Annotated in this window: 11 protein-coding genes; 10 read left to right on the forward strand and 1 reads right to left on the reverse strand. The window is 41.5% G+C overall.

The window, feature by feature from the left end; translation table 11 throughout:
• Positions 1–24: 24 nt before the first annotated feature.
• From DBR43_RS12130 to DBR43_RS12175, 10 genes are all read left to right on the forward strand, one after another.
• Positions 25–1,164 (forward strand): TlpA disulfide reductase family protein, encoded by a 1,140-nt coding sequence (locus DBR43_RS12130; protein ID WP_124581192.1) that lies wholly within the window; start codon positions 25–27, stop codon positions 1,162–1,164.
• Positions 1,165–1,179: 15 nt separating this feature from the next.
• The gene (locus DBR43_RS12135) at positions 1,180–2,334 is read left to right on the forward strand and encodes a TlpA disulfide reductase family protein (protein WP_124581194.1); all 1,155 of its coding nucleotides are present in this window, start codon (positions 1,180–1,182) and stop codon (positions 2,332–2,334) included.
• Positions 2,335–2,537: 203 nt separating this feature from the next.
• A complete protein-coding gene (locus DBR43_RS12140; RefSeq protein WP_124581196.1) occupies positions 2,538–3,104 on the forward strand; it encodes an RNA polymerase sigma factor in 567 nt (188 codons plus the stop codon).
• 86 nt (positions 3,105–3,190) lie between these two features.
• Positions 3,191–4,357, forward strand: coding sequence for a FecR family protein (locus tag DBR43_RS12145; RefSeq protein WP_124581198.1), 1,167 nt, complete (start codon positions 3,191–3,193; stop codon positions 4,355–4,357).
• Between the two features lie 258 nt (positions 4,358–4,615).
• Positions 4,616–7,996 (forward strand): SusC/RagA family TonB-linked outer membrane protein, encoded by a 3,381-nt coding sequence (locus DBR43_RS12150; RefSeq protein ID WP_233602958.1) that lies wholly within the window; start codon positions 4,616–4,618, stop codon positions 7,994–7,996.
• 21 nt (positions 7,997–8,017) lie between these two features.
• Positions 8,018–9,427: a RagB/SusD family nutrient uptake outer membrane protein gene (locus DBR43_RS12155; protein ID WP_124581202.1), complete on the forward strand. Its 1,410-nt coding sequence runs from the start codon at positions 8,018–8,020 to the stop codon at positions 9,425–9,427.
• 10 nt (positions 9,428–9,437) lie between these two features.
• Positions 9,438–10,235: a DUF4843 domain-containing protein gene (locus DBR43_RS12160; RefSeq protein WP_158622491.1), complete on the forward strand. Its 798-nt coding sequence runs from the start codon at positions 9,438–9,440 to the stop codon at positions 10,233–10,235.
• Positions 10,236–10,240: 5 nt separating this feature from the next.
• Positions 10,241–11,755 (forward strand): PKD-like family lipoprotein, encoded by a 1,515-nt coding sequence (locus tag DBR43_RS12165; protein WP_124581206.1) that lies wholly within the window; start codon positions 10,241–10,243, stop codon positions 11,753–11,755.
• Positions 11,755–12,948, forward strand: a complete 1,194-nt coding sequence (locus tag DBR43_RS12170) for a TlpA disulfide reductase family protein (RefSeq protein WP_124581208.1) — start codon at positions 11,755–11,757, stop codon at positions 12,946–12,948. The genes DBR43_RS12165 and DBR43_RS12170 overlap by 1 nt, the downstream gene beginning before the upstream one ends.
• Positions 12,949–13,015: 67 nt before the next feature.
• Positions 13,016–14,161: a TlpA disulfide reductase family protein gene (locus DBR43_RS12175; RefSeq protein WP_124581210.1), complete on the forward strand. Its 1,146-nt coding sequence runs from the start codon at positions 13,016–13,018 to the stop codon at positions 14,159–14,161.
• A gap of 53 nt (positions 14,162–14,214) precedes the next feature.
• Here DBR43_RS12175 and DBR43_RS12180 read toward each other — a convergent pair whose 3' ends face one another.
• A complete protein-coding gene (locus DBR43_RS12180; protein ID WP_124581212.1) occupies positions 14,215–16,968 on the reverse strand; it encodes a DEAD/DEAH box helicase family protein in 2,754 nt (917 codons plus the stop codon).
• Between the last annotated feature and the right edge of the window lie 7 nt (positions 16,969–16,975).

The raw sequence follows: 16,975 nt of genomic DNA on the forward strand, positions 1-16,975 counted from the left end.
ATAAATCTAAACCAATCTTAACAGATGAAGAAAATAATCCTTACAGGTCTTTTGGGCCTGTTGCTTAACATCCCACTGTGGGCACAAAAAAACAATGGATACGTGATTACAGGCAAAATAGAAAACCAGGGCAATGCAAAAGTTTTACTTGGGTATCCGGACAAAAGTAGCGCGAATGGCATGCACATTGATTCTGTGGCAGCTGTAGATGGCTTTTTTACCTTACAAGGAACTATAACTGAACCTACCCTGGCCTACCTTTTCACAAAAGTACGCTCAAAAAACATGAACATGCAGCAATTCGTTCTCTCTCCTACCCGGATTCAGATCAGCGGAGACGCCAAAAACCTTGACCAGGCTAAGCTGAGTGACGATTTCTACAATGCTCCTTTCAACAAATACAAACAGCTATCCGAAATGCCTGATTTGATTTCAGCACGTTTGGATCAGCATTACCGACTCGCTAAAAAAGCAAAAGATACGTTGTTAATAAAGCAGTATAGCGATAGCATTAAGGTTGCAGATGAGCAGAAGGACCAGATCAGGAAACAATTCATTGCTGCACATCCAAAAGCATGGATTACGCCCTATATCATGCAAGCCTACCTAGTTTCTACCCCGGTAGAAATTCTGGAGCCCATGTACCTTAAACTGGATAAAAGCATTCAAAAAACTGCTTATGGCAAAGTAATCGCAGACAAGATTAATGGATTAAAAGCCACTAAACCAGGTCAGCAGGCCATTGGTTTTATCAAGACCGACAAAGAAGGCAAAACCATAGATCTGGGGAAATACAAAGGAAAATACGTGTTACTGGATTTCTGGGGAAGCTGGTGTGGTCCATGTCGTGCCAGCCATCCACATTTAAAAGCACTTTATCAGCAGTATAAAGATAAAGGCTTTGAAATATTAGGGATCGCTTATGAAAACGGAGCTTCACTTGCCGAACAAAAAAAGAGCTGGTTAAAAGCCATAACAGAAGATGGTTTGCCATGGACACAACTGTTAAGCAATGAGGGTGCAGAAAAACAGGACATCGTTAAACTGTATGGCGTCAGCGCCTTTCCTACCAAAATCCTCTTAGATAAAAAAGGTAAAATACTGGCTCGATACACAGGAGATGGCACAGACATCGATGGAAAACTAGCTGAATTAATAAAATAACCAAAACCATACATAATGAAAAGAATAACCTATATGATTGCTGGAATCAGCTTTTTAGCTTTTACTGCAGATGCACAAAATAGCTTTTCCGTAAACGGAAAGTTTAGCAGCTTAAAAGAAGACATGAAAGTCTTTTTAAATTACAGACAAAACAGCAAGAGAATAGCAGACTCTGCCATCACAAAAAATGGGACATTCAGCTTCAAAGGACAAATAGGAAATGAGCCTATAAAAGCATCCATTACCCTTAAACCTGTCAGCTCAGATCCGTCCAAATCTTTTATTGAGAAAATGTTGAGAAGTGACGAACAGGATTTCTTTCTTGAACAGGGAACCATCTCCGTAAAAGGAACATCAACCGCAAAAACAGCATTGATCACCGGCGGAAAAACACAGTCTGAATATCTGGCGCTTCAGGCATTGTTAAAACCAGAGAAGGATCAGGCAGCCCCATTGAGAGAACAAATGATTCCCATATTGGTTCGCACACAAGGAAAAGGAATGGATACCATAAAACGTCTACAGGAAATCCAAAAACTGATAGGTCCTTTAAGTCAGAAGGAAGATGCAAAAGAAGAAGCTTTTATCAAAGCCAATCCCGATTCTTATGTCAGCTTTAATCTGGTTCAGGAAAGGGGAGGAATTATCAGGCCCAAAACATTTGAACCATTATTCAATAGCCTGAGTTCCCGTTTAAGAAATACAGAAAACGGCAAAGCCCTGGCAAAAAAACTGGACATCGTAAAGAAAACCGCAGTTGGAGTTAAGGCGATGGATTTTAGTCAGCCGGATGTAAGTGGTAAAATGGTTTCTTTGAGCTCCTATAAAGGAAAGTATGTGTTACTGGATTTCTGGGCAAGCTGGTGTGGTCCTTGTCGCGCGGAAAACCCAAATGTTTTAAAGGCTTACAAAGAATTTAAAGATAAAAACTTTGATATCCTTGCGGTCTCTTTAGATGATAAGAAAGAGAACTGGCTAAAAGCTGTAAAAGATGATGCTTTGCCCTGGACTCAGGTGAGTGACCTGATGGGTTGGAAAAATCAGGCAGCAGGGTTTTATGCCATCACCGCTATTCCACAAAATTTCCTGATTGATCCCAATGGAGTGATCATTGCCAGTAACCTTCGCGGAGAAGAGTTGGCGAAAAAACTGAGTCAGTTAATTAAATAAAAAATACCGTTAAATTTCATACTTAGAGGGCTGTCAAAAATTAGTTAATGGTATCATTAGCGAACTTTTTTGACGGCCCTTCTTCTTTTACCTTCAACATGCTTCTGATCCTAATCACTACATAATCATAATATTGTAGAAAAAATTATTTAACATTGGGTTCGAATAACATTATAATTCTACCCGGGGGGGATAAAGGGGACATGGGATTTTACCAGGCCAATTCAGATTTGGAACTTGTCGACTTGCTTAAGCAGGATGATCGGGATGCCTTTGCCGAAATATACCGCAGGCATGCCCATCGGCTTACCGATTTTGCCAGTTCAAAACTATATTCTTTAAACGATGCAAGAGACCTGATTCAGGACCTATTCGCAGGTTTATGGGCAGATCGCAGTAAAATACCCGTTAGCACTTCTTTGCAATCCTATCTGTTTGCGTCAGTAAGGTATAAAGTCATTGATAAAATCCGTAAGAATGTAACCCGGGAGGAGTATGCCATTATTGTTCAGTCTTTAGCCATGCATACCAGCCATAACCCTGAAAAAGAACTGGAAGCAAAAGAGCTGAAGAAGATTGTAGACCTTGCTATTGAGCAACTTCCTCCGCGTACCAGAGAGATCTATAAACTGAGCAGAGATGAGCATCAAACCATATCCGAAATTGCCACACAACTCAACTTATCTGATCAGACTGTAAAAAATCAACTGACGACAGCAATGAAATCACTACGGGAGACGCTGGAGCGCCTTTCAATACTGTTGCTCTGATCTCATTTTTTAAAACTTTTTTTTAAAATGTTATAGTACCTCAGACCTGTTAATACGACAATGCAGCAAACCTCAACTGTATTGAAATGAATGAGATAAAAGATCTTCTGGACCGTTATTTTAATGGGACTTGTTCGGAGGCTGAGAAACAAAATGTAGAAACATGGCTTGAAACCTACAACAAGGAAGATAATGAATGGTTAGCCATGAACAAAGCACAACAAGAGCTATGGTTAAACTCGTTGTTTACGAAGATTGAACTTGATATAGATCGTCCTGGTCACCTTAAGGAGCTTCCCAAGCGATCTCCCGTTCATATGGGGATACTCTTAAAGATTGCAGCAACTATAATTCTGCTACTCTCCATTGGATTTCTTTTCTTTAAATATCAGAAGGCCGAACCAGCAACAGCAAGTCCGGAAAACCAGGAAATCATAGCGGGAGGAAACAGAGCGATTTTAACGCTTGCGAACGGACAAACGATAGATCTTAGTCATTCAAAGAATGGAGAAATCGCCACTCAGTCGGGGCTAACCATCACCAAAAAAATGAACGGAGAACTGATTTATGAAATCGCCGGCCAAAAGGAAACGTCTGAAAATGCCGGCCAGGCCATTACCTACAATACCATCAGTACCCCACGTGGTGGCAAATATCAGATCAATCTGCCGGATGGAACCCAGATATGGCTGAATGCAGCATCCTCAGTCCGTTTCCCCGCAAGTTTCAGGAATCTGCCAAACAGAAGGGTTGAACTATCTGGAGAGGCCTACTTTGAAGTTACCAAAAATGCAAACAAGCCATTCATCGTGGTTACGAAAAAACAGGAAACACAGGTTCTCGGAACCCATTTTAACATCAATAGCTATGAGGATGAAGGGCAAACTAAAACCACACTTCTGGAAGGCTCCATTCGTGTCTCCGACAAAGCAAATAGAAATATCATCTTAAAACCCGGACAGCAGTCTACGCTTAAAGAGGGCAATATTGACATCCGGAATGTAGATGAAAATGATGCTATTGCCTGGAAAAAAGGCCTCTTCAGCTTCAATGATGAAAACCTGGAAAGCATCATGAGAAAAATATCAAGATGGTATGACGTCGATATTCATTATCAGGACACTTTCAGTAAAACCTCATTCCTGGGGACCATTTCCCTTTCCAAGAATATCACTTCGGTATTAAAGATCCTGGAGAAATCCGGAGAAGTTCATTTTAAAATAGAAGGAAGGAGGATTACCGTTATGAAATAATGCTACGAGAATAATCAATGCAAAAAACAGACGGTTCCGATGAAAACATACCGAAAGTGCTCGACACACTTCCGGTATAAAACATTGGATTTACCTGTCGAATAAGTGCTTAAACTTTTTTAATCAAGAAACCCTGACGTCCGATTCCTTCTGCGAGCAGGAGGAGTATGTCAGCTAAACCCGAACAAATGTATGAATTTTCACCATCTGTATAAGCCTAAACCAGGCTTTTATATACCTAGACAATTGCTGCTTATTATGAAACTCACCACACTCATAATTTTCCTTGCGATCATGCAAATCAGTGCGTCGACCACCGCACAAACTGTTACCCTAAGCGAAAAAAACGTATCCCTTGAATCTGTTCTAAAAAAAATAGGTGCACAAACCGGATACGATTTTTTTGGAGATACCAGAGTGATCAGGGCCGCAAATCCAGTCAGCATTAACGTAAAAAATGCCCCTCTTAATGAGGTTCTGAGATTATGCATGCTAGATCAGCTGCTTAGCTACGCTATTGAAGAAAAAACCATTATTATTAAACAGCTCAGCGCCACTGCTCATGAACTGAGTGGAGACGGGCAGCAGGTCAGAACGATTGAGGGAACAGTGGTTTCTGAAGATGGGGAAATTCCACTCGCCAACGCCACCATCCTTGCACTTGGCTCCTCTGTAAAAACCTATACCAATAAGGAAGGCAAATTTTCAATAAACATCCCGGAGACAGTTAAAACGCTCAGAATTAACTACGTAGGCTATGATTCCAGAGATGTCAAAATAGAGGATAAAACAAGAAAGATTACGGTAAGAATGGTCACTCAAAATAATTCTCTAAAGGAATTTGTAGTGAGAACCGGAGTTTATAAAAGACCTGTAGAAAATTTTACCGGCTCGGCAAAAACCATTACTGCAGAAGAGTTAAAACGCGTTTCTTCCCAAAACATACTCGCCGCCATCAGCATTCTGGATCCTTCAGTCCAGCTTCCGGAGAACATCAATCTCGGTTCTGATCCCAACCAGTTGCCCGATATAGAACTCAGAGGACAAAACAACTTCCCACAGTCGACCTCCAATACTGCGCTAAAAAATGCGTATGGTGATAAACCCAATGCACCGCTTTTTATATTGGATGGATTTCAGGTTCCGTTACAGCGCATTTACGATCTGGACATGAATAGAGTGGAGCGCATTACGATCTTAAAAGATGCCGCAGCAACTTCAATCTATGGCTCCAGGGCCAGCAACGGGGTCATTATCATTGATACACGGCAACCTAAAGAAGGAAGTGTCCGCGTTTCGTACCGGGGTGGCGTGACTATGACAACCCCTGATCTGACCAGTTATGACCTGCTCAATGCAAAGGATAAACTGAACTTTGAGAAAGAAGTCGGCTTTTATAATGAACCCGGAAATTCTCCCTTTTTACAAATATTAAGAGATCAGGAATATAACGAACGCCTAAAAGATGTAACCAGGGGCGTGGATACCTATTGGCTGTCGCAACCACTAAGAACTGCCTACGGAAACAGTCATTCACTCTACCTCGAAGGAGGTGATCCGGTAGTGCGCTACGGCATCAATTTAAATAGTCAGAACGACCAGGCCGTGATGAAAAAATCCGGCAGAGAAAAAGTCAGTGGCGGAGTTACCCTCACTTACCGTACCCCTAAACTGTTGTTTGGAAATGATCTTTCCGTGAACAGTGTAAAAGCAACCAACAGTCCATATGGAAGCTTCTCCGATTACTCTAAATTAAATCAATACTGGACGCCATATGATGAGGACGGACAACTGCTGAAATTTCTGGGACAGGGAAGAAGGAATGTTGGCGGAGGGCCTTTATATAATTATTACAGCAATCCGCTATACAATGCATCGTTACCGAGCAAAGATTTCAACCGTCAGCTCGGTTTCACCAACAACTTTAAATTTGAATGGTCAGTTCAGCCCTGGATCAGAATCACAGGTGGTGCCAGTTATACGCACAATACGACCTCTGCAGATAAGTACCTCTCCTCCAACAATACGATATTTGAAGACAAACTGATTACTGAGCGGGGAAGCTACAAAAAGAGCAATGGAACCAGCGATTTGATCGATGCCAACCTGGGCTTTGACATTCGCAAAAACTGGAACAAGAACCTTATCTACGTAACAGGAAATGTTAATGTAAATGAGGGAAAGCTCGACGAATCTGCAGTAACGGTGATTGGCTTTCCCAATGAAAAAGTCTCAGATTTAATATTTGGAAGTAAATTCGATCCTACAAAAAACAAACCTATCGGTACTCAGGGAATCACACGACTCATCAGTAGCCGTCTGAATATCAATTATGCTTTCGACAACAAGTATCTTTTAGATCTTTCCGCCAGTGCAGATGCGTCCTCACAATTTGGGAAAGACAAACAACTCGCACCTTTCTGGTCGTTAGGAATGGGCTGGAACCTGCACCGTGAAGAATTTATCAGTAAGTTGACATGGGTAAACTTTCTCAAAATCAGAGGATCTGTAGGCACAACGGGAGACCAGAACTTCCCTCCTTATATGGCCTTAACCACTTATGATTATTTTAACCAGGAATATTACCTGGATCAGCTTAGTGCCTTCCTGATGGGCTATGGAAATTCTGCCCTGGGCTGGCAGAAAAGCTTCAAGAAAAGCATTGGTTTGGATGCCACCTTTCTGAACAACAGACTTGCTCTTTCCGCAGATTTTTATCACAATACCACAGATGGGCTAATCCTTGATGTCAGTACACCACCTTCTTTGGGCTTCAGCAGCTACAAAGAAAATATGGGCGCTTTAAAGAATGTGGGCTGGCAGGCCAGTTTAAATTATGCCATCTTACAGAAACCAAGGCAACAGTTGTTCTGGAGAGTTGGCTTGTCTGCATATGGAAATAGAAATACAATTGATAAAATTTCCAATGCGCTAAAGAAACTTAATGAAAAATCAAATACCGACGATCAGGATCTAAACAATCCAAACAGGAATAAACCTAAAAGCTATTATCAGGAAGGAGAATCCCTGACCAGAATTTTTGCGGTAAGAAGTCTCGGAATTGATCCGGCAAATGGCCAGGAGCTCTTTTTGGACAGAAATGGAAATGCAACTTATGTATGGAATTCCCTGGATAAGGTCGCCGTCGGTGATACCAATCCAAAAGTTACCGGTACCCTAAGTACCGGGGTAGACTATAAGGGCTTTGGTTTCAATATTTACATGACTTATCGTTTAGGTGCAGACCTTTACAATCAGACCCTGGTAGACCGCATCGAGAATGCCAACATTACTTACAACGTGGATCGAAGGATTGCAACTGAAAGGTGGAGAAATCCGGGAGACCGGACTTTCTTTAAAGGCATTGTTGGCAATACCGGAAACAGCCCTGTGGCTGAAACTACCCTGGCCACCTCCAGATTTGTACAAAAAGAATATACACTGGAAGCATCCAGGTTGTCTTTTACGTATCAGTTTCCTGAAAGAAGCCGCTGGCTGAAAAAAGCAAATCTCTCGAACACGAGAATAGAATTTTATATGGCCACTCCATTCCGTTTATCTTCTATCAAAAGAGAAAGAGGTCTGGATTATCCATTTGCTCAAAGTTATACCCTAAACCTATCCACAAGTATTTTTTAACCCCCCCTTAATTATTGCATCATGAAAAGAATTACCTACTTATTCTCGGCGCTGATCCTGATTACAGGACTGGCCTCCTGCAAAAAATGGCTGGACGTGAGTCCCGGGACTCAGGTACAGCAGGAAGAGTTCTATAGCACTGAGGCGGGCTTTAATCAGGCTTTATTGGGAAGTTATGTAAAAATGGAACGCGGACTATATGCGGATAACCTGACCATGACTACCTTAAGTGCAATGGGTCAGAATTATCAGACTTCCCTCACCGGAAACCCATTTTTAGAACATGCCAAATATAACTATAATGCCCCTGCAGTAAAAGACACGATAAAAGTGATCTGGTCTAAAATGTATACGGCTATTGCTGGGGTAAACAACATCCTGGAACATGTAGAAACGTCCAAACCAGTTCTTTTTAAAAACCATTATAACATCGTAAAAGGCGAAGCGCTTGGATTAAGGGCCTTTCTACACTTTGACCTCCTCCGCATGTTCGGTCCAATGCCTGCCACCGGCGGGAATACAGCTGCGATTCCCTATATCAAAACTTTCGGAAAGACCATCACCCCTTTGAGCACGACCAATGCCATAATCAATGCCTGCCTCGCTGATCTGGATGAAGCTGAAAGCCTGTTAGCGGTCAATAAAGAGGTCATCTATGCGAATGATGACCGTTTTATCAGCTATACCAGGAACCATTTTAACTACTGGGCAGTAAAAGCACTCAAAGCCAGGATTTATCTCTACAAAGGTGATAAAATCAAAGCCGCACAATATGCAAATGAGGTGATCAGTTCAGAGAAGTTTCCATTTGTAAACAGAAGTACATTCAATCAGAGCGCCAATCAGGACCATACTTTTTCTACGGAACATGTTTTCGCCTTGCAAGTTCCCCTGCTGAAGGACATGGTTGACCGAAGATTCAGACTTGAAGGTGTCCCATCTTATCAGACGAGTACTTTATACCTGAGTACTGCCACTATAAACAGCTTGTATGAGACACAACAGGGAGGAACTACAGATTACCGCTACCTGTACAATATCAGAACCTATACCAATGTCTCTTATACGACCAAATATTGGCAGGATGGATTGACCAATTTGGAAATTGCAAAACAGATTCCTCTGATCCGCCTTTCGGAAATGTATTATATCGCTGCAGAAGCCAGCCCTGATTTAGGTCAGGCATTACAACTGATCAATAAGATCAGGACTCAGAGAGGGCTGGAAAACCTGAACATCACACTCGATGAAAACAGGAGAATGGCCGAAATTGAGAAGGAATACATTAAAGAGTTTTATGGAGAGGGTCAGCTTTTCTTCTTTTATAAACGCCTGGAAAGACCCATCATTCCACGATCAACAGTTGGAATGACAAATCTAACCTATACTTTCCCTTTACCTGATGATGAAATCGAATTCGGTAACCGCTAAATCAAAAATCATGAAAACACCAACCATAAAATATAATCCCTGTCAGATCCTGATCCTATGCCTGCTGCTTTCCCTGATTTCCTGTAAGAAGAAAGATCTTTTATATCAGGACCTTCCGGCAATATACATCAATAAGGAATTGATGACCGGATCCAGAGACAGCGTCTCCTATTCCTTTGCAGAGAAAGAGAACAACAGGTTACTGGACACCATCTTTATTCCGGTAAGGATCTCCGGTACTCCTGCTTCAGGTACCAGACTGGTTCCTCTTGCAGCTAACCCCGGCAATTCTACCGCAATACCGGAACAGCACTATACCATCGTAAAGACTACGGTAAACGTTGGCGCATATACAGCTAAAGTACCCGTTGTAGTCAGAAGAATAGCAGACTTAAAAAATCGTCAGGTAAGAATCTACCTGAGGATAGAACCAAGCGCTGAATTTCCGCAGCTCATTTCCAATACAAAAACACCAAATACAACCAATGGAAACCCACTTAACATCTATACCAATGTTTTTCTGATCAAATTAAGCGATCAGATCCTGAAGCCAGATACCTGGGACCTTTCAGGGAGTTGGTTTAAGTATTTCTTTGGTGCTTACAGCGCAGTCAAATACAAATTTATTATAGATGTCACCGGCCGGAGTATATGGCCTCCCTATGCAAGATATGGAGAAAATGCACCGACCTCAGATCAGATGACCATTTACTATTCCAAGCTGGTTACTGCGCTATATGAGTATGAAAAGAAAAACGGGCCTATGCTCGACGAAAATGGTAGTCAGGTTACATTTCCTAAACTATAAGCATTATGAAAAAGAACATTAACTTTCTCTTTATCCTGATCATTCTTTCTGCGCTGATGGCTTCCTGTGCCAAAGACAAAGGAAATTACGACCTACAGCCAATCCATGAAATTGTGATTGCAGATTTCAATGAAAGCGGAAATTATGAAATATTAATTAACGATACTCTTCGGATTAACCCTGATATGAAGCAGGAAAATGTACAAAATGGCAAATACAAATACCGCTGGTATGTTTACTCCAACAATTATGATCCTGCAGTAGAATTATCCTCAGAAAAAAACCTAAAGAAGGCCATTACCGTTCCAATAGGGGGTTACACCCTTGTATTTACCGCCACAGATGAGAGCACAGGTATCGGGACTACAAAAACGGCCAACCTGATAGTCAGCTCTAAGTTCAGCAGTGGTCTGGTTGTATTGGAGGAAAAAGGACAAGGAGGAGATATCTGTCAGATTACATTTAACGGCACCGTTTACAGGAATTTATTCAGTGAGGCAAATGGAGGGCAGTTTATCCCAAAACCTGTCGGAAAACTGGATGGATTCTATTTTAAAGGCGGAGTAGCAGTTCAGAAGCCCATCAATCTGTTTTTAACATCGGAAAGCAGAAATCCAATGGAATTGAATCCGGAAAACTACAAGCTGAACAAACCTTTTTCGGAATTTATGGCGATTCCACCTTCGGGAAATATAAATCTGCAGACCATCCAGCAAAATGGGAACAGCAATGCCATTTATGCAATTGTAAATGGCAAGATGCAATTCGGCTTTCCTTACGAAGCAACTCCCATCTTTGAAGGCGCACTTTTAGGGGATTACGAGCTTGCCCCTTTTATCATCACTTCGACTACCGGAGGAAGAATTAACCTGCCCAATAAAACAGACCTGATCAGTTATGATCAAAAGAACGGACGTTTTCTGTGGTACTCAGGATTTAAGATTGGAGAATACAATACCTATAGCAAGGACATGTCTACCCTTGGCGCATTTGATCCCAACAATGTCAGGAAAAAGTGTGTATATGCCGGCTATTCCAATGATTACCTGTATTACAACTGGCTCATGAAAGATGATGCCGGAGAAATGTATTTCTATCAGATATACCCTGTATCTACCCAAAAAGCAGGAGCAGATTATAAAGCCATCACTGACGCCCCTGAGATGAAAACAGCAAAAATATTTGCAGGATCGACCAAACTGCCAAACATCTATTTTGCCGCTCAGAACAAGGTCTATTCTTATGATTACAAATCCAATATGACAAGACTGATCTATTCTTTCGCTGCAGCAGATGAGATTACGGATATGAAATTCGCAGTAAGCAGGGTCTCAGAATTTGAAAACTTCTACATGCCGCTGCGAACATTGGACAAAATCTATATTGCTACCTACAACGGTACTGAAGGCAAGGTAAATGAGTTTGAGGTATCAGGCACAGGATCAATAGGCATAGCAACCAATATTTACGGAGGATTCGGCCGCATCACCAGTATGTTTTATAAAGAAAAAAGACAATAATGAAAAAGATCTTATTAGTATTGTCACTTGTGCCTGCATTGGGCCTGTGTCAATTAAAAAACAAAACTTTTACCATTGAAGGAAAAGTCGCAGACACCAAACGTGCCGTTAACAACATCATCTATCTGAAATATAAACAGAACGGGCAACAATTTACAGATAGCGCTACACTCCACAATGGCAATTACAGGTTCAAAGGCAACCTGCAGTATCCCGTCAAAGCAGTAATCCAGTTAAAAGTTGCTGATAGTGTCGAGAAATACTACCGCAGTACCCGTCTGTTAAAAGATTATGCTCATGAGTTCTATCTTGATCAGGGAAAGCTGCTGGCAAATTCTTCAGAAAAAATACAGCAAACCATCGTAAAGGGCTCTTTAGCAGAAGCAGATCACCAGAAATTGACAGCAAAATTAGCTCCATTTTATACCCGCAGCGCTGCACTGTACGAAACTGAAGGAAAAAAAGTATATGAAAGCAAAGATGCCCAGGCCATTGCAAAGTATACCAGGAAAAGTTATGCTATCCAGGATCAGATTGATTCAGTTGAGCGGGACTTCATGCTGAACCATCTTCAGTCCGGAATTGCATTTGATATGCTGCAGGAATATACCAGAAGCGCTCTTGAGCCTTCAGAAATTGAGCCCATGTTTCAGAAAATCCAGTCTTCATTAAAAGCTTCAGCTGATGGCATTGCCTATGCTGAACGCATTGAAAAAGCAAAAAAAACCGCCATCGGTGCGCTTGCCCCCGACTTTGTCCTCAAAGATAGAAACGGAAAAGAGCAGCGTCTTTCTTCGCTCAAAGGAAAACTGGTGCTGCTTGATTTCTGGGGCAGCTGGTGTATGCCTTGCAGACAAACCCATCCACATCTGAAAGAATTATATAACGAGTATAAATCCAAAGGCCTTGAAATTTTAGGCGTTTCCAATGAATCCGGAAATCAGGAAACTGACTACAAAAAATGGACAACAGCACTGGATGAAGACAAGATGGATTGGATAAATGTGTTGAATACCAATAGCAGAAGCGATAAAAACAAAGGAGTACTGAGCGACTATGGAGTTGCCGCCTTCCCGACAAAAGTATTGATTGATCAGAATGGAATCATCATTAAACGTTTTGTAGGCAATACCTCACGCAATGCAGAGATGCTGGATGAAATTGTTAAACACCGGCTTAAATCAACGAAATAATGTGATTTGATCCCAACTGCGGATCACCACAAAAAAAAACTTCTTAACCAATTAAAAAAACAAATATATGTTAGTGAGAAACATAAAAATAATACTGACTACACTCCTTGCCATACCTTTTCTAGGTTATTCCCAAAACAATGATTATCTGCTGACTGCTAAAATCGGCCAACTCAGTGCACCTGCAAAAGCCTATCTCAGTTACCGGTTAAATGGCAATAATGTGCTCGACTCCGTCGTCCTCGATAATGGCACTTTTCAATTCAAAGGAGTTGTAAGCGACCCCATCAGGGCTTCCTTAATTTTAGACCATACCGGAGCCGGCATCAAAAACAAAAAGAAACAGGATGTCCTGACCATCTACCTGGAAAAGGGAAGAATTCAGGTCAATGCCACAGATTCCATTAAAAAAGGAGTAGTCTCTGGTCCAAAGATCAACATGGAATACCTGGGATATAAAGCCAGTGAAAATTACCTTGGGAAGGTGATGGCAGCTTTGAATTGGGAATATGAAAAAGCGACCAAAGAAAAGCGAAAAGATCCTGAATTTCAAAAGGATCTTGAAGCCAGATACGCCAAAGCAGAAGCAGAAAGAGATGTCTTACTAAATAAGTATATTAAAGCAAATCCGGATTCCTTTTTCAGTTTGGTTGCACTGAAAGAAATCAGCGACAGTGATATGGATGTTCATGTCCTGGAGCCTGTTTTCAACAAGTTATCTACAGGTTTAAAAAACAGTAACGCAGGTAAAGAATTTGCAAAATCAATGGAGAAAGCACGAGCAACATCTATCGGCGCCATTGCAATGGATTTCAGTCAGAATGATATGAATGACAGACCTGTGAAATTGTCAGATTTTAGAGGGAAATATCTATTGCTAGACTTCTGGGCATCATGGTGCGGCCCATGCAGGCAAGAAAACCCCAACGTGGTAAAAGCCTACAAAACTTATAAAGACAAAAATTTCACGGTGCTTGGCGTTTCACTGGATCAACCTGGTAAAAAACAGGATTGGTTACAGGCTATAGAAAAAGACGGTCTGACCTGGACTCAGCTTTCTGATTTACAGGGTTGGAAAAATGCAGCCTCCACTTTGTATGGCGTTAGAGGAATTCCCGCGAACTTCCTGATTGATCCACAAGGAAAAATTGTAGGAAAAGACCTTAGAGGAGCAGCGCTGGAAAAGAAACTGGGAGAATTATTGGGGAAATAATTTTCCATATTAAAAAAGAGGCTGCCCTGGCAGTCTCTTTTTTAATATCTGATTTACCGCCACTCGTTCACCTGCTCCACCTTATCGTCAAATTGAGCAGCAAAAGCACTCACTCTCGACTTCAATAGCAATCTCCGCCCCTCAATTGTCCGCGTATAGATCAGGTCGCAAGCTCCTACTGTTGCTACCCACTGATTTCTAAAATACACCGCAAATTCTTTCTTTCTTCCGATGACCTCGGGAATAGAGTGGTAATCTTCTTGCTTCATAAAAGACAGAAATTCACTCTTTCTAACGATCACATATCTTGGATTACTTATGGGGCCAACAATTTCTGCTAACGCATTAATAAAGGTGGATCTTTCAAAAGCAGTCCCTCCTTCCAGATGGGAATATATCGCGCCAAATTCATCCACAGAAGACTGTACGCTTAATCTGGAAGGTTCAGTTTTAAATATTTCGGCATGGATTAAGGTTTTCAACAAACATGTCCCAATTTCCTGAATGTCTTTAGAGATATCCCTGTATTTGAGGTAAAGTTTAAAAGTTTTTAAAGCAAGGCTGCCGACCACAAAAAAGCCTACTGCGGCGAAGCCGCCAATAACAAAATAGAAATCACTCATCGACCGGATATTTCTTCCTGCCCGAATCAAATATCCCGGGAATTCAAAAAGAAAACTAATGAAGCTAAACCCTAGCATAGAAATTAGGTACCCAAGAGTTTTGTTCCAGTACATCTTTTCAATTCCTTTAAAAGGTCGGTTCTCAGCAAAAGGAATTTTAATTTCTTCCACAAGATTTACTCCGGATTTCAGCGCCAGTCTCCAGCGTTCTTTCAGGGAGTTTCGGTCCGCAGCATAGTTAAATGTCTCTGCATTTTTAGCCTCAAGTTCTTTTCTCAGGTGAATATTAACCGGAATGTCTAATCTTCCCAGCCCATTCTCTATAGCCGGTTCATCTTTAAAAGAAACACCAACAAAACTTCTGAACCGCCGCTTTAGCAATTCGAAGTCATCCCCTCCATGGAAAACTGTGGGATCAATACAGACCAGATGCCAAATGTTTCCTGTTTTATCTTTATTTCCATTTTGTGTTCTGATGGCCCGGCCACGCATCTGATTGGAAAGGACGAAAGAGCCTACGAAACTGGCCAGGATCAACGCATTGATTGCCGGGGCATCCCAACCTTCTCCAAGCAATGATTTTGTGCCGATCAACACTTCAATTTCCCCTTCTTGAAAAATCTGGGTCACAATATGTACCACCGCATGATTTAATTGCTCCGTCTGACTGATCAAAATATAATCCTTATCAAAGGGAACGGGAGTACAGTTCACCTTCTCTATTCCGGATTTCCCGGCCTTTTCTTCAAATGCAGGATAAGCCGTTTTTGGGAGAATAATCATGGAACCGGTTAGCACTCCAATCTTTATTCCTGTTTTATTTTCCCTTCTGAGTTTTTCAAAGATGGGTATTACCCCCATTTTATTAAGTTCCAGATTATTCTCTGAGGATCCAACATAAAATTCCTTTCTGATAAAGTCCGACAGGACTACCAGGCGCAATGATGGCCCCATATTCCGATACTCAAAATCTACAATATGTTTTATTCCATTCAGTTTACTGAGACTGGAGGTTAAGAAACTGGTAACTTTTTTATGGTGTCTAAAATTGATCTGGCGCCCTTCCATTGCTCCGGATCTTCTTAATCTATTTTCCAGGCTTTTCCGGTGTTCCTCAAACACCTTGAAATATTCCGGTTCTTTATAGAGATAAAAATCCAGCAGCGTTTCTATCCAGCTATAATTAAATTCCGGGACTTCCAGCTGCTTCACTCCGACCACGTTCAAATGGGCCTTAGTCATTGCGACCGCATTCGAGTTCAGGAAGATCAGCATGGCAGAGTAAAAGGAGATGTTGCCGTAGATCCATTCCAGATTTTCAGCCGGCGATAACCACGCAGGATGTGTACTTATCGCTGTAATTAGTGTTTCATCCTTTTTTATTTCCTCAAAAATCTTACCTACATGCGCTCTGAAATTTTGAATACTTTCATTTTCTTCCATTGTTGGAAGTGTAAAATGGACATAGTCCTGATGTGGGCAGAGGTCACCTTCAATGATAAGCTCAGGAACTGCAATTTCTATATCTACAGGACCATTGAGTTCCAAATAACGCTGCCATTCATTGGGTGTTACGTCATAAGGCGGCGTGGCCGTTAAACCCACAATTACCGGATCGAGCCCCTGCTTAACCTTCGTTAGCGTATACCACCATTCATTTTGTAAATGATGCGCTTCATCAACGACAATCGTTTTCACCTGCTGTACTTTAAGCCCCGCTATGATCTTACTCAGGTTCTGATGGGTATTTTTTGTTACCCCCACTTCTTCTGCGAACCTTTGTTCACCCGAAGCGGCTTCAATCTCAACTTCAGAGACCGCTTCTACTTCCAGCATAGGCTGATCATTACAGGCTGCATGAAGCCCCTGATAAGTCACAATTGTTAAGAATTTCGGATTACGGATATCTTTAGAAATCCAGTCGGGAATAAGATCTGTTTGAAGAAATAGTTCACAAAATCTTTGAATCCACTGGTTTCTAATGGCAATAGTTGGTGCCAGGATTAACGTAGCTTGATTGAGTCTTAGCGCAACCTCCAGTCCTAATACGGTCTTTCCTGATCCCGGAGGAGCAATTACGTGTAAATGTCGGTCCTTTAAATGATCGTCTAACCCATCAAGTACCTTTTGTTGATACTTCCTCCAACTGTATTTAAATTTTGTTTCTTCCGGAAAATTGATCAAAATATAT

This window comes from Pedobacter sp. KBW06, from assembly GCF_003852525.1.
Taxonomy (GTDB): Bacteria; Bacteroidota; Bacteroidia; order Sphingobacteriales; family Sphingobacteriaceae; genus Pedobacter.

Coding starts and splice junctions, on each gene's coding strand:
- DBR43_RS12130 (WP_124581192.1), top strand. CDS start 25: ATGAAGAAAATAATCCTTACAGGTCTTTTGGGCCTGTTGCTTAACATC.
- DBR43_RS12155 (WP_124581202.1), top strand. CDS start 8,018: ATGAAAAGAATTACCTACTTATTCTCGGCGCTGATCCTGATTACAGGA.
- DBR43_RS12135 (WP_124581194.1), top strand. CDS start 1,180: ATGAAAAGAATAACCTATATGATTGCTGGAATCAGCTTTTTAGCTTTT.
- DBR43_RS12150 (WP_233602958.1), top strand. CDS start 4,616: ATGAAACTCACCACACTCATAATTTTCCTTGCGATCATGCAAATCAGT.
- DBR43_RS12160 (WP_158622491.1), top strand. CDS start 9,438: ATGAAAACACCAACCATAAAATATAATCCCTGTCAGATCCTGATCCTA.
- DBR43_RS12145 (WP_124581198.1), top strand. CDS start 3,191: ATGAATGAGATAAAAGATCTTCTGGACCGTTATTTTAATGGGACTTGT.
- DBR43_RS12165 (WP_124581206.1), top strand. CDS start 10,241: ATGAAAAAGAACATTAACTTTCTCTTTATCCTGATCATTCTTTCTGCG.
- DBR43_RS12170 (WP_124581208.1), top strand. CDS start 11,755: ATGAAAAAGATCTTATTAGTATTGTCACTTGTGCCTGCATTGGGCCTG.
- DBR43_RS12175 (WP_124581210.1), top strand. CDS start 13,016: ATGTTAGTGAGAAACATAAAAATAATACTGACTACACTCCTTGCCATA.
- DBR43_RS12140 (WP_124581196.1), top strand. CDS start 2,538: ATGGGATTTTACCAGGCCAATTCAGATTTGGAACTTGTCGACTTGCTT.